The following is a 12,497-nucleotide window of genomic DNA, read 5'->3' as shown; positions in this document are numbered from 1 at the left end:
CCGAGGCAGAACGGGGTTCTGGGGAAAACCCGGGAGCACCGCCGGCAGGAAGGCACCCGGTCGCGACGCCAAACCGCGGTTCGGCCCTTCGGATGGCGGGAAGGCCGGGGCTACACCCTGCCGTCGGGTTGCCCCGTCCTGCCCCTCACCCGATCCGAGAGCTGAACGCGATCCGAGAGCTGAACGCGGCGCGTGTCATCGAACGGCTCAAACCGCTCGCCGCACGCCATCCGCCGGGCCTTCCGGTACTGCCGGGGCGATCGTGACGCCGAGCATTCCAGGGCCCGCGTGCGCCCCCAGGACGGGTCCTATCTCGACGACCGTCATGCGGGCGAGCCGGGGAAGGCGCGTGGCGAGGCTCGCGGCGAGCGCCTCGGCCCGCTCGGCGGCCATGAGGTGCTGCACCGCGACGTCGACCGGCCCGTCCCCCGCCGCCTCCACCGCCAGATCCTCCAGGCGGGCGATGGCGCGGCTCGCCGTACGCACCTTCTCCAGCAGCGTGATCTTCCCGTCGCCCAGGTGCATCAGCGGCTTTATGGCGAGCGCCGATCCGACGAGGTTGGCGGCCAGGCCGATCCGTCCTCCCCGTCGCAGATGGTCGAGCGTGTCGACGTAGAAGAAGGTCCGGGCGGCCTCGGCCTGCCGCCTCGCCGCCTCGGCGACCTCGGCGGGTGGCGCCCCGTCCGCCGCGGACCTGGCCGCGGCGAGTACGGCGAAGCCGAGCCCCATGGCGATGGACCTGCTGTCGACCACCTCGACGGGGAGGGGCGCGTCCCGGGCGGCGAGGCGGGCCGCGTCCACCGTCCCCGACATCTCAGCGGACAGATGCACGGAGACGACGCCGAGGGCTCCCTCGGCGGCGGCCCGCGCGTAGGCGTCGGCGAACCGCTGGGGCGCCGGCCGCGAGGTGGTCACCGGCGCCCGATCCCGCAGAGCACGGGCGAGCGCACCGGTGGAAGCGCCGTCAGGCGAGTCGGCAGACGCGCCGTCGTCGAGACCGGCCGCAGGCGTGCCGCCATGCGCGTCGGCAGGCGCGCCGTCGCCGGGCGGGACGGCGTCGTCGATTTCGCGCCCACCGAGGACGACCTTCAACGGCACCACGGTGATGCCCCACCTGGCCGTCTCGTCCTCGCTCAGGTACGCGGTGGAGTCCGTGACGACTACGACAGATGGCGACATATCGCGAAGATTACCCGCAGGCGACCCTCCGCCCCCCAGACGACGGGCTACCTGACGATGGGCTACTGGACGGGGATGCCGCCACGCCAGACACGACGGGGCTTGAGACCGAACGACCAGGCGAAGGCGCCCTCGTGGTCGGCGTCCCACTGGACGATGTCCGCGAGCCGGCCCGGCGCGAGGATGCCGCGGTCGGGGGCGCCGAGCACCTGGGCGCCACCGAGCGTCGCCGCCCGCAGCGCGTCGCCCACGCTGATCCCGAACGCCGCCACGGCGAGGCTGATGACCAAGGACATCGAGGTGATGCCGCAGTGGCCGGGGTTGTGGTCGCTGCCGAGCGCGATCGGCACGCCCTGGGCCAGCATCCGGCGGACGGGCGGGAGCTGCCCCATCTGCAGGGCGCTTCCCGGGCAGACCACAGCGGGCACGCCGTACCTCGCCATGAGCGCGATGTCCTCGTCGGAGGCGTGGTGCAGCAGGTCGGCCGAGGCGCAGCTCATCTCGGCGGCGAGCTGGACGGCGCCGCGGCGGTTGTAGACGCCGGCGTGGACGCGGGGCATCAGGCCGACGTTCCGCCCGGAGGCGAGCACCCAGCGGGCCTCCTCGGCGGTGAAGTGGCCGTCGTCGCAGTAGACGTCGACGCTGTCGGCTCCGGCGCCCGCGGCGTCGGCGCACCACGATGCGACGGCCTCGACGTAGTCGCGCTGGCGGCCGAAGTACTCCGGCGGCACGACGTGCGCGGCGAGGAACGTGACGTGCACCCGCGGCATCATCGGCTCTTTCTCGAGCTCGCGCAGCAGCCGCACGTCGGCCAGCTCGCCGTCGCGGGTGAGGTGGTAGCCGGTCTTGGCCTCCACGGTCGTGGTGCCGGCGAGCAGCCACTCACGCAGCCGCTCCCGGACGCCGTTGCACAGCGTCCAGGGGTCGGTGCCCCTGGTCACGGTGACGGTCGACCCGATGCCTCCGCCTGCGGCGGCGATGGCCGACGCCGTGCTGCCGCCGGACCGCATCGCCATCTCGGCGTACCGGTTCCCGGCGTACACCGGGTGGGTGTGGGCGTCGATGAGGCCGGGGGTGACGAGCGCGCCGCCCAGGTTCTCCACGTGGTCGACGTCGACGATGTCGTCGACGACGCCCGCGACGCTCTGCGGCAGGTCCGCCGCCCGGCCGACCCAGGCGATCCGGTCGTTGTGCACGAGGATGGCGGCGTTGCTGCACACGTCGTGCCCGGTCCACAGCCGGCCGATGTTGGTGAGAAGGCGAACGGTCATCCGACCACCTCGCTGACGTCCCAGGACGTCGAAAGGGCCCAGCTCCTGGGCGCCGAGCCCGCCGGGTCCGCTTCGTATCCGGACGTCATTGGGGGGTCTCCTGCCTCATCGCGCACCGGTGTTGTGCGATGACCCTATCGCCAGGATCTCGAAACCCGGGCGATTTAGTTCAGTTACGTTATTTCACAGGTGGGCTCGATGTACAGGGTTATTGAGAAGAACGCCGCTTCGCCTCGACCGTGCCGGAGCGTCACATGCGTCTCCCCGGTGGCGACGCGCCTCCGAAGCCCCAGCTCACGACCGGTGCCCCGCGGAAGCGCCCCGTGACGTGAGGGCGGCGGTGCCTGCTTTGCTCTTCTTGCCCGGTAGCTTACGCTCCCATTGGGCTTTCCTTATCGTAGCAACGGGCACCGGTCCAGGGGCAACGCCACGCCGGGCCGCAGCCGCGGCATGGCCGCCTAAGGTGCCTCTCACAGGCCTGTGACCAGGTACGACGCGGCGGCGTGGCCGGATGCGGCCAGGTCCCCCCAACCGGCTCCGCCACGTGGCCGGACCCGGTCGAGGGGCTCCGTCGCTCGCGTCAGACCCGCTCGACCGGCTTGGCGACGCGGTCGAGCTCGGCGAACAGGCCGCCGAGCACCCGGGCGTGCAGGATCGTCCCGTCGCCGGTGTGCTCCAGCGACAGCACCTCGCCCTCGTCGTGCGCCCGCGCCACCAGGTCGCCCCGGTCGTACGGCACCAGCAGCCGGACCTCGCGGTCGAGCCGCGGCAGTTCCCGCTCGATGATCTCCATCAGCTCCCCGATGCCGGAGCCGGTGCGCGCGGACACCACCACGCTGTGCCGTTCGTTCATCGTGAGCCGGGCGAGCACCACCGGGTCGGCCGCGTCCGCCTTGTTGATGACCACGATCTCCGGGATCTCGTGCGCCCCCTCGATCTCGGCCAGCACCTCACGGACGGCCGCGAGCTGCGACTCCGGGTCGGGGTGCGAGCCGTCCACCACGTGGAGGATCAGGTCGGCGTCGCCGACCTCCTCCAGCGTCGAGCGGAACGCCTCGACGAGCTGGTGGGGCAGGTGCCGTACGAAACCCACGGTGTCGGCGAGCGTGAACAGCCGGCCCTCGGGCGTGCGAGCCTTGCGCACAGTGGGGTCGAGGGTCGCGAACAGCGAGTCCTCGACCAGCACTCCGGCGCCGGTCAGCCGGTTCAGCAGCGACGACTTGCCGGCGTTGGTGTAGCCGGCGATCGCCACGGCCGGCACCTCGCGGGCCTGCCGGCGGTGCCGCATGGTCTTCCGGGCGGTCGACATCTCCTTGATCTGCCGCCGGAGCCTGGACGCCCGCTCGCGGATCCGCCGCCGGTCCAGCTCGATCTTGGTCTCACCGGGGCCGCGGCCGCCGATGCCGACGCCGCCGGCGGCGCGGCCGCCGACCTGGCGGGACAGGTTGCCACCCCAGCCTCGCAGGCGCGGCAGCAGGTACTGGAGCTGGGCCAGCTCGACCTGGGCCTTGCCCTCGCGGCTCTTGGCGTGCTGGGCGAAGATGTCGAGGATCAGCGCGGTCCGGTCGACGACCTTGACCTTCACGACCTCCTCCAGCTGACGCAGCTGGCCGGGGGTGAGCTCGCCGTCGCAGATCACGGTGTCGGCGCCGGTGGCCGCCACGATGTCGCGCAGCTCGATGGCCTTGCCCGAGCCGATGTACGTGGCCGAGTCCGGCTTGTCGCGCCGCTGGATGAGACCTTCGAGGACCTGGGATCCGGCGGTCTCGGCGAGCAGTTTCAGCTCCGCGAGCGAGTTCTCCGCCTCTATGAGGGTGCCACTGGTCCACACGCCCACGAGGACCACGCGCTCCAGGCGGAGCTGGCGGTACTCGACCTCGGTGATGTCTTCGAGCTCTGTCGAAAGACCCGCTACACGGCGCAGCGCCTGGCGCTCTTCGAGTTCGTAATCGCCCACCGCGTGGTCTTCGGGCTCAATGCGCATATATGTCATCTCTACTAGACCAACACTCCGACACCTAGGTGTCTTCCCCTCGATGGTGACACGATGCCGGGGAATGACGCATCTCGTTATGGGCGGGGGTCATGCTCTGATCCCGGCGAGCGAGGCGAGCGAGGCGAGCGAGGCGAGCGAGGCGAGCGAGGCGAGCGAGGCGAGCGAGGCGAGCGAGGCGAGCAAGGCGGGCGCACGAGCGGGCGGACCGTCCGGCCCGCCAGGCCCGCCCGGTCATACCTGGTGGACGCCGGCGTCGCCCGTGCCCGTCTTCACGACGATCTTCCGAGGGGCCGCCGCGTCGCGGCCGACCTCCACCTTGCGCTCTCCGGTGCCGGTGTCCGCGGTGACGTTGTAGGTGCCGGCGGGGACCCAGACCTCGCCGTCGCCCGTGCCCGTCTCCACCCGCACATCCTGGGGAACCGCGGAGAACCGCAGCTTGACGTCGCCGGACCCGGCGGTGGCCGAGACCCGGCCGCCGGCCAGGCCGCGGGTGTCGATGTCCCCGGTGCCCGTGGACGCGGCCACCTGGCCGGTGAGCCCGCGCAGCGTGATCGTGCCCGACCCGCTGTCGGCCTTCACCTGGAGGCCGCGCGGCACCTCCACCTGGTAGTCGACCGAGCAGGTCCCGCAGTCGTAGTTGAGCGTGAGTGTCTCGCCGGCGACGTTGTGCCCGCCCGTGGGCTTCTCCCCCCGCCAGTGCACGGTCTCGGTCACGTGGACGCCCTCGCGGTCCGACTCTTTGACCACGATCTCTCCCGACCCCGTGTGGGCGTCGAGCAGTTTCACGCCGTCGGTGACGTCATAGGAGTTGGTGGCACGCTGCTCTCCGATGCTGAAGCCTGCGCCGCAGCCCGTCACCGCGAGGCTCATGCCCAGGACGGCTCCACCGATGATCACGATTTGCTTTCTCATACCTCGATCCTCCTGGCCGGACCGCTCTCTCCCCATTAGGGAAGCCCCCCAGCGGGCCCTGAGACACCCCTTACGTTGACCCTCCCGGAGACCCTGGAGTAGCGTCGATTCCACGTCTTAGAATCATTTTTCCGTATGATGGAAAGGAGAGCCGATGGAAGGCGTCGAGATCAGAGGACCGCTGCTCGACCGGTTCGACGAGATCCTCACCCCGGAGGCCCTCGGATTCGTGGCCACTCTCCAGCGGGAGTTCGACGCCAGGCGCCGGGAGCTGCTCGGCGCGCGGCGGGAGAGGCAGGAGCGGCTCTCCGCGGGCGGCACGCTCGACTTCCTCCCCGAGACCAGGGACGTACGCGAGTCGCCGTGGCGGGTCGCGCCCCCGGCTCCCGGGCTGGAGGACCGGCGGGTGGAGATCACCGGGCCGGTCGACCGGAAGATGACGATCAACGCGCTCAACTCGGGCGCCAAGGTCTGGCTGGCCGACTTCGAGGACGCCAACGCGCCGACCTGGGAGAACACGATCAGCGGCCAGCTCAACCTGCGCGACGCCCTCGACCGCGCCATCGACTTCTCGTCGGGAGGCAAGACGTACGCGCTGCGGCCGGACGAGGAGCTGGCCACGGTGGTCGTCCGCCCGCGCGGGTGGCACCTTCCCGACAAGCACGTCCTGGTCGACGGGGCGGAGGTCTCGGGCTCCCTGCTCGACTTCGGGCTCTACTTCTTCCACTGCGCCAGGCGGCAGATCGACAAGGGGCGCGGGCCGTACTACTACCTGCCGAAGATGGAGTCGCACCTGGAGGCGCGGCTCTGGAACGACGTGTTCGTCCGCGCGCAGGACCTGCTCGGCATCCCCCAGGGGACCATCCGGGCCACCGTGCTGATCGAGACCTACCCTGCGGCGTTCGAGATGGAGGAGATCCTCTACGAGCTGCGGGAGCACTCGGCCGGGCTCAACGCCGGCCGCTGGGACTACCTGTTCAGCGTCATCAAGAAGTTCCGCACCCGAGGCCGGGAGTTCCTGCTGCCCGAGCGGAACGCGGTGACCATGACCGCGCCGTTCATGCGCGCCTACACCGAGCTGCTGGTGCGCAGCTGCCACAAGCGCGGCGCGCACGCCATCGGCGGCATGGCGGCCTTCATCCCGTCGCGCCGCGACCCCGAGGTCAACAAGGTGGCCCTGGAGAAGGTGCGGGCCGACAAGACCCGCGAGTCGGGCGACGGCTTCGACGGCTCCTGGGTCGCCCACCCCGACCTGGTGCCGATCTGCCGTGAGGTGTTCGACGGCGTGCTGGGCGACCGGCCCAACCAGCTCGACCGGCTGCGCGAGGACGTCAACGTCACCGCGGAGGACCTGCTCGCGGTGAGCAAGACCCCCGGCCAGATCACCGAGGCCGGGCTGCGGGGCAACGTCGACGTCGCTCTGCGCTACCTGGCGGCCTGGATGGGCGGGCTCGGCGCGGTGGCGATCCACAACCTGATGGAGGACGCGGCGACGGCCGAGATCTCCCGGTCGCAGATCTGGCAGTGGATCCACAACGACATCGAGCTCGCCGATACAGGCGCCGTCGTCACCCGCGAGCTGGTCGAGCGGATCATCGGGGAGGAGCTGGCGAAGATCGCCGCCGAGCCGGGGTACGACGAGGGCCTCTACGCGCAGGCGACCGACCTGTTCAAGGAGGTCGCGCTCGACGACGAGTTCGCCGATTTCCTCACCCTCCCGGCGTACGCGCGCATGCCGTGAGGGAAGGGACACCCGTAGGTGGCCCGCCCGCCGGGTACTGCGAGATGATTCGAGGGAAGACGTCGTGCGGGAGCCGCCTCCCGCACGGCAGACGCCTTCCTGGTGTCCATGGGAGGAGCGGTAACCGATGTCCACCCTCGAACGGCTGACCCGGCGGCTGGACGCGGCCCTCCCGCCCGACGCGGTGATCACCGACCCGGTGCGGCTGCGGACCTACGACTGCGACGGGCTGACCTACCACCGGGCGACCCCGGGAGTGGTCGTGCTCCCGGAGTCGGCCGAGCAGGTGGCGGCCGTCGTCCGGCTCTGCGACGAGCTCGGCGTGCCGTTCGTCGCACGCGGGTCGGGCACCGGGCTGTCGGGCGGCGCCCTCCCCAGGACCGACGGCGTGCTCGTCGTCACGTCCCGCATGCGGCGCATACTGGAGATCGACGTGCCGAACCGGCGTGCCGTGGTGGAGCCGGGAGTCACCAACCTCGCGATCACCGAGGCCGTGCGCGACCAGGGTCTCTACTACGCCCCCGACCCCTCCAGCCAGCAGATCTGCTCCATCGGCGGCAACGTGGCGGAGAACTCGGGCGGCGCCCACTGCCTCAAGCACGGCTTCACCGCCAACCACGTCCTCGCGGTCGAGATCGTCACGCCCGACGGCGAGATCGTGGAGCTGTCGGAGCAGGACGCCGGTTACGACCTGCTGGGGGCGTTCATCGGCTCCGAGGGCACACTGGGCATCACCACCAAGATCACCGTACGGCTGTCGCTGGTGCCCGAGGCCGTGACGACGCTGCTGGCGGCCTTCTCCGGCACCGAGGCCGGCGGCCAGGCCGTCTCGGCCGTCATCGCGGCGGGCGTCCTGCCGGCCGCGATCGAGATGATGGACGCGCTCGCCATCGAGGCGGCCGAGGCGGCGGTCCGCTGCGGCTATCCGGAGGGCGCGGGAGCCGTCCTCGTCGTGGAGCTGGACGGCCCCCGGGCCGAGGTGGAGCGGCAGTTCGAGGCCGTGCGGCGGATCTGCGCCGACAGCGGCGCCTTCGAGATCCGGGTGGCCGCCTCCGATGAGGAGCGGGCCGCGATCTGGAAGGGCCGCAAGTCCGCGTTCGCCGCCGTGGGCCGGATCAGCCCGGCGTACATCGTGCAGGACGGGGTGGTGCCCAGGACGGCCCTGCCGGAGGTCCTCGCCGGGATCGACCGGCTGCAGGAGGAGTTCGGCATCCGGGTGGCCAACGTCTTCCACGCGGGGGACGGCAACCTCCACCCGCTCGTGCTGTTCGACGACGCCGTCCCCGGGCAGGGCGAGCGGGCCGAGGAAGTCAGCGCCCGCATCCTCGACCTGTGCATCGAGCACGGCGGCTCGATCACCGGCGAGCACGGCGTCGGCGTCGACAAGTCGCGCTACATGCCGCGGATGTTCACCGCTGACGACCTCGACACCATGCAGCTCGTGCGCTGCGCCTTCGACCCGAAGGGCCTGTCCAACCCCGGGAAGGTCTTCCCCACCCCCCGCCTGTGCGGGGAGGTGCCCGGCGTGCGCCGCGGCGTCCACCCTCTGGTGGAGTCGGGCCTGGCGGAGCAGTTCTGATGGCGCGTCAGGAGATGTCCCGGGGAGCTCCCGCCGGCACGGCCGAGGACGCGGCGAAGGCCGGCAAGGCGCTGGAGGCCACCGGCGTGGCGGTCAGGACCGCCGGGCCGGACGACTCCGTCGGAGGCGTCACGCCCGGATGGGTCGCGCTGCCGGAGACGGCAACCGAGGTCGCCGCCGTCCTGCGGGCCTGCGCGGACCAGGATCTCGCCGTGGTCCCGGCCGGCGGGGGGACCAAGCTGCACTGGGGCCCGCCGCCCGAGCGCTGCGACGTGCTGGTCGACACCTGCTGCCTCAACCAGATCGTCGAACACGAGGCGGGGGACCTCGTGGTGCGCGTGCAGGCGGGGGTGACCCTGGAGGCGCTCGCGGAGGCGCTCGCCGCCGAGGGGCAGGAGCTCGCGCTGGACCCGCCCCTGCCCGGCGGCACCGTCGGCGGCCTGCTCGCCACCGCCGTGGCGGGCCCCCGGCGCTTCCGGTACGGCACGGCCCGCGACCTGCTCATCGGGATCACCGTGGTGCTCGCGGACGGCACGGTCGCCAAGTCGGGCGGCAAGGTGGTCAAGAACGTGGCCGGCTACGACCTGGGCAAGCTGTTCACCGGCTCGTACGGCACGCTGGGCGTCGTCGTGGACGCCACGTTCCGGCTCCACCCCCTGCCCGCAGCCCGCGCGTGGGTCGTCGCCGGATTCGGCGGGGCGGCGGACCGGGTCGAGGCCGTCACGGCGGCCGTGGACGCCGCCGCGCGGTCACGGGCGGAGCCCAGTGCGATCGAGCTCGACTGGCCGGACGTGGCGGGCCCCATCACGGTCGCCGTCCTGCTGGAGGGGGCAGAGGCGCGGGACCGGGCCGGCGCCGTACGGGGCCTGATGGGCCCCACGGCGCGGATCCTCACCGAGCCCCCGGCCTGGTGGGGGCGGCCGCCAGGAACGCACGACGGCCCTCGCGACGGGCATCCGGGCGGGGAGATCCTCATGGAGATGCGGACGCCTCCGGCCCGGCTCCCCCGGGCCCTCGCCGGGGTGGCCGAGGCGGCGCGGGACGCGGGGGTGCGCCCCGCCGTGCGCGGGTCGGCGGCCTCGGCGGTGCTGTACGTGGCGCTGCCGGGCGAGACCGGAGCGGAGGAGGCCGCCGCGTTCGCCGGGGCGCTCCGCGCGGACCTTGAGGACGCCGGCTCCGGGGACGCGGGCCGGCTCATCGTGCTCGCCGCGCCCGAGGAGGCCGGCCGCCGCGTGGATCGATGGGGGCACGTCGGGGCCCTCACGCTCATGCGGCGGGTGAAGGAGCGCTTCGATCCCGGCCGCCGGATGTCCCCCGGCCGGTTCGTGGGAGGGATCTGATGGACCCCGAGCTGATCAAGGACTGCGTGCACTGCGGGTTCTGCCTGCCCACCTGTCCGACGTACGTGCTGTGGGGCGAGGAGATGGACTCCCCGCGCGGGCGCATCCACCTCATGGACCAGCACGTGTCCGGCACCCCGCTGACCGATGAGATGGCCGGCCACTTCGACGCCTGCCTGGGCTGCATGGCGTGCGTGACGGCCTGCCCGTCGGGTGTCCGGTACGACCGGCTCATCGAGGAGACCAGGGCGGTCGTCGAGCGTGAGCACGTACGCACCCCGGAGGAGCGGGCGATCCGGGGGCTGGTCTTCGCGCTGTTCCCCTACCGGCGCAGGCTGCGGGCGCTGCGCCTGCCGATGCGGCTGAGCGGGCGGCTTCGGCCGTTCCTGGAACGGGTGAATCCCTCGCTGGGCGCGATGGCGGAGCTGACTCCGCCGCCGTCCCGGCCGGTGCGGCTGCCGCGCATCGTGAGTGCCAGAGGGCGGCGCAGGGCCAGGGTGGGGCTGCTGACCGGCTGCGTGCAGGGCGAGTTCTTCCCCCAGGTCAACGCCGCCACCGCGCGCGTGCTGGCGCTGGAGGGCTGCGACGTCGTCATCCCCGCCCGGCAGGGCTGCTGCGGCGCGCTGTCGCTGCATTCCGGCCGCGAGGCCGAGGCGGCGCGTTTCGCCCGGCGCACGATCGGCACCTTCGAGCGGATGGGCGTCGACGCGGTCGTCGTCAACGCCGCCGGATGCGGGTCGAGCATGAAGGACTACGCCGAGGTGCTGAAGGACGAGCCCGGCTGGGCCGAGCGTGCGGCCGGGCTGCGCGTGCGCGACCTGGCCGAGTTCCTCGTGGAGCTGGGGCCGGCGGCCGAGCGCCATCCGCTGCCGATGTCGGTCGCCTACCACGACGCCTGCCACCTCGCCCACGCCCAGGGCGTGCGGTCCCAGCCGCGGGAGCTGCTGCGCGGCATCCCCGGCCTGGAGCTCAGGGAGATCGCCGAGTCGGCGATCTGCTGCGGATCGGCGGGCACCTACAACCTCTTCCAGCCGGAGCCCGCCCGTGAGCTCGGCGACCGCAAGGCCGCGCACGTGCTCGCCACCGGCGCCGACCTGCTGGTTTCGGCCAACCCGGGGTGCACGATGCAGATCGCGGCGTCGGTGCGCCGGGCGGGCAAGGGCGAGATCCGGGTCGCGCACACGGTGGAGGTGCTCGACGCCTCCCTGCGCGGGCGCGGCCCCGGCACACTCGGCCGCTCCCGGGCGCGGGACACGGCGCGGGACACCGCTCAGCGGACGGCGAGGGGGGCGCGGTGACGGTGCAGAGCGTCGACCGGGCGCTCGACGTGCTGGAGGCCCTGTCCGAACACGGAGGTCAGGCCGGCTTGTCGGAGATCGCCGCCAGGACCGGCCTGCCGTACGGGACGATCCACCGGCTGCTGCAGACGCTCCTCGCCCGCGGGTACGTCCGGCAGGAGTCCGACAGGCGTTACGCCCTGGGCGGCGCGCTCGTGCGGATCGGCGGCGTGGCGGAGCGGATGCTGGCCGTGTGGGCGGAGCCGTACCTGGCGAAGCTGGTGGAGTCGTCCGGCGAGACCGCCAACCTGGCGGTGCTGGAGGGCGACTTCGTGGTCTACGTCGCCCAGGTGCCCTCCCCCCGGCGGCTGCGGATGTTCGCCGAGGTGGGCCGCCGGGTGCTGCCGCACAGCACGGCCGTGGGGAAGGCGCTGCTGGCCGACCGGCCGGACGCCGCGTCGGTGTTCCGGCGGACGGGACTGCCCCGCCGTACGGACCGGACCCTCACGACGGTCGGCGCGCTGCTCGACGAGCTGGACGCGGTGCGGGCCCGGGGGTACGCGCTGGACCTGGGCGAGGAGGAGAGCGGCGTGCACTGCATGGCCGTGCCCGTGCACGACGGCGCGCGGACGTTCGCCGCCCTGTCGGTCTCCGGCCCGGCCGAGCGCATCGACGCCATCGAGCGTGAGGAGCTGGCGGCCATCCTGCGGAAGGTGGCCGACGACTTCGGGGCCGCGGTGTTCCGCGCCTGACGCTCACCCTCCCCCGCGGTCGGGGAAGATGGGGCCATGTGCCGAAGCATCAAGACATTGCGCCCGCCGTTCACCGACGAGGTGACGCAGGAGGACATCCAGGCCGCGGCCCTGCAGTACGTGCGGAAGATCTCGGGTTTCCGCGCCCCGGCCGCCCACAACGCCGAGGCGTTCGACCACGCCGTGGCCGCCATCACCGAGGCGAGCGCCGAGCTGCTGGCCTCCCTCCAGGTGCGGGGCGCGCGGGGAGAGAGCCGGGCCGGCTGACCGGCGGGCGGTGAGGAGCCGGATTCGCCGGGCCGCGGCGGATCGTCGTCGTGCGGGTCCGCTACGCGATCTGTGTGGCGCTGTGCGTGGCCGGCACGACGGTGGGCGTCGTAAGCGTCCTGCGGCTCCGGCTCAACTCGGCCGTGGCGCCCCGAGTACGGGTGCCCGACCGTTTCGGATGAG

The 12,497-nt window shown here is 72.6% G+C and carries 11 protein-coding genes; 7 read left to right on the top strand and 4 right to left on the bottom strand.

Annotation, left to right across the window (positions count from 1 at the left end):
* Positions 1-207 precede the first annotated feature (207 nt).
* The 4 genes from AB0B72_RS23665 to AB0B72_RS23650 form a co-directional block, all read right to left on the bottom strand.
* On the bottom strand, positions 208-1,179 hold the full coding sequence (locus AB0B72_RS23665) for a DegV family protein (RefSeq protein WP_367741086.1): 972 nt from the start codon (positions 1,177-1,179) through the stop codon (positions 208-210).
* A 62-nt stretch (positions 1,180-1,241) separates the two neighbouring features.
* Positions 1,242-2,450, bottom strand: coding sequence for an imidazolonepropionase (gene hutI, locus AB0B72_RS23660; RefSeq protein WP_367741085.1), 1,209 nt, complete (start codon positions 2,448-2,450; stop codon positions 1,242-1,244).
* 580 nt (positions 2,451-3,030) lie between these two features.
* Positions 3,031-4,434, bottom strand: coding sequence for a GTPase HflX (hflX, locus tag AB0B72_RS23655; protein WP_367741084.1), 1,404 nt, complete (start codon positions 4,432-4,434; stop codon positions 3,031-3,033).
* Between the two features lie 243 nt (positions 4,435-4,677).
* Entirely contained in the window at positions 4,678-5,358 is a 681-nt protein-coding gene (locus AB0B72_RS23650) for a DUF4097 family beta strand repeat-containing protein (protein ID WP_367741083.1), read from the bottom strand.
* A 154-nt stretch (positions 5,359-5,512) separates the two neighbouring features.
* On the opposite strand from AB0B72_RS23650, the gene aceB reads away from it, so the two are divergent.
* The 7 genes from aceB (at position 5,513) to AB0B72_RS23615 (ending at position 12,496) form a co-directional block, all read left to right on the top strand.
* Positions 5,513-7,099: a malate synthase A gene (aceB, locus tag AB0B72_RS23645; protein WP_367741082.1), complete on the top strand. Its 1,587-nt coding sequence runs from the start codon at positions 5,513-5,515 to the stop codon at positions 7,097-7,099.
* Between the two features lie 127 nt (positions 7,100-7,226).
* Positions 7,227-8,678: an FAD-linked oxidase C-terminal domain-containing protein gene (locus AB0B72_RS23640; protein ID WP_367741081.1), complete on the top strand. Its 1,452-nt coding sequence runs from the start codon at positions 7,227-7,229 to the stop codon at positions 8,676-8,678.
* Positions 8,678-10,018 carry an FAD-binding oxidoreductase gene (locus AB0B72_RS23635; protein ID WP_367741080.1) on the top strand — a complete coding sequence of 447 codons (1,341 nt, stop codon included), beginning with the start codon at positions 8,678-8,680 and terminating at the stop codon, positions 10,016-10,018. Before AB0B72_RS23640 ends, AB0B72_RS23635 begins: the two co-directional genes overlap by 1 nt.
* On the top strand, positions 10,018-11,316 hold the full coding sequence (locus tag AB0B72_RS23630) for a (Fe-S)-binding protein (protein WP_367741079.1): 1,299 nt from the start codon (positions 10,018-10,020) through the stop codon (positions 11,314-11,316). Before AB0B72_RS23635 ends, AB0B72_RS23630 begins: the two co-directional genes overlap by 1 nt.
* On the top strand, positions 11,313-12,047 hold the full coding sequence (locus AB0B72_RS23625) for an IclR family transcriptional regulator (protein WP_367741078.1): 735 nt from the start codon (positions 11,313-11,315) through the stop codon (positions 12,045-12,047). The genes AB0B72_RS23630 and AB0B72_RS23625 overlap by 4 nt, the downstream gene beginning before the upstream one ends.
* Before the next feature lie 36 nt (positions 12,048-12,083).
* Positions 12,084-12,314, top strand: coding sequence for a DUF2277 domain-containing protein (locus tag AB0B72_RS23620; RefSeq protein WP_367741077.1), 231 nt, complete (start codon positions 12,084-12,086; stop codon positions 12,312-12,314).
* A 50-nt stretch (positions 12,315-12,364) separates the two neighbouring features.
* On the top strand, positions 12,365-12,496 hold the full coding sequence (locus AB0B72_RS23615) for a hypothetical protein (protein ID WP_367741076.1): 132 nt from the start codon (positions 12,365-12,367) through the stop codon (positions 12,494-12,496).
* Position 12,497 lies beyond the last annotated feature (1 nt).

This window comes from Microbispora sp. NPDC049125 (assembly GCF_040802045.1).
Classification (GTDB): domain Bacteria; phylum Actinomycetota; class Actinomycetes; order Streptosporangiales; family Streptosporangiaceae; genus Microbispora.
Note: the sequence above shows the minus strand (reverse complement) of the source record. Positions and strands in the feature narration are given on the sequence as shown.

What these genes read in the sequence shown, in the direction of transcription:
- AB0B72_RS23650 (WP_367741083.1), bottom strand. Translation starts at nt 5,358, where the DNA reads ATGAGAAAGCAAATCGTGATCATCGGTGGAGCCGTCCTGGGCATGAGC.
- hutI (WP_367741085.1), bottom strand. Translation starts at nt 2,450, where the DNA reads ATGACCGTTCGCCTTCTCACCAACATCGGCCGGCTGTGGACCGGGCAC.
- aceB (WP_367741082.1), top strand. Translation starts at nt 5,513, where the DNA reads ATGGAAGGCGTCGAGATCAGAGGACCGCTGCTCGACCGGTTCGACGAG.
- hflX (WP_367741084.1), bottom strand. Translation starts at nt 4,434, where the DNA reads ATGCGCATTGAGCCCGAAGACCACGCGGTGGGCGATTACGAACTCGAA.
- AB0B72_RS23640 (WP_367741081.1), top strand. Translation starts at nt 7,227, where the DNA reads ATGTCCACCCTCGAACGGCTGACCCGGCGGCTGGACGCGGCCCTCCCG.
- AB0B72_RS23620 (WP_367741077.1), top strand. Translation starts at nt 12,084, where the DNA reads ATGTGCCGAAGCATCAAGACATTGCGCCCGCCGTTCACCGACGAGGTG.
- AB0B72_RS23635 (WP_367741080.1), top strand. Translation starts at nt 8,678, where the DNA reads ATGGCGCGTCAGGAGATGTCCCGGGGAGCTCCCGCCGGCACGGCCGAG.
- AB0B72_RS23665 (WP_367741086.1), bottom strand. Translation starts at nt 1,179, where the DNA reads ATGTCGCCATCTGTCGTAGTCGTCACGGACTCCACCGCGTACCTGAGC.
- AB0B72_RS23630 (WP_367741079.1), top strand. Translation starts at nt 10,018, where the DNA reads ATGGACCCCGAGCTGATCAAGGACTGCGTGCACTGCGGGTTCTGCCTG.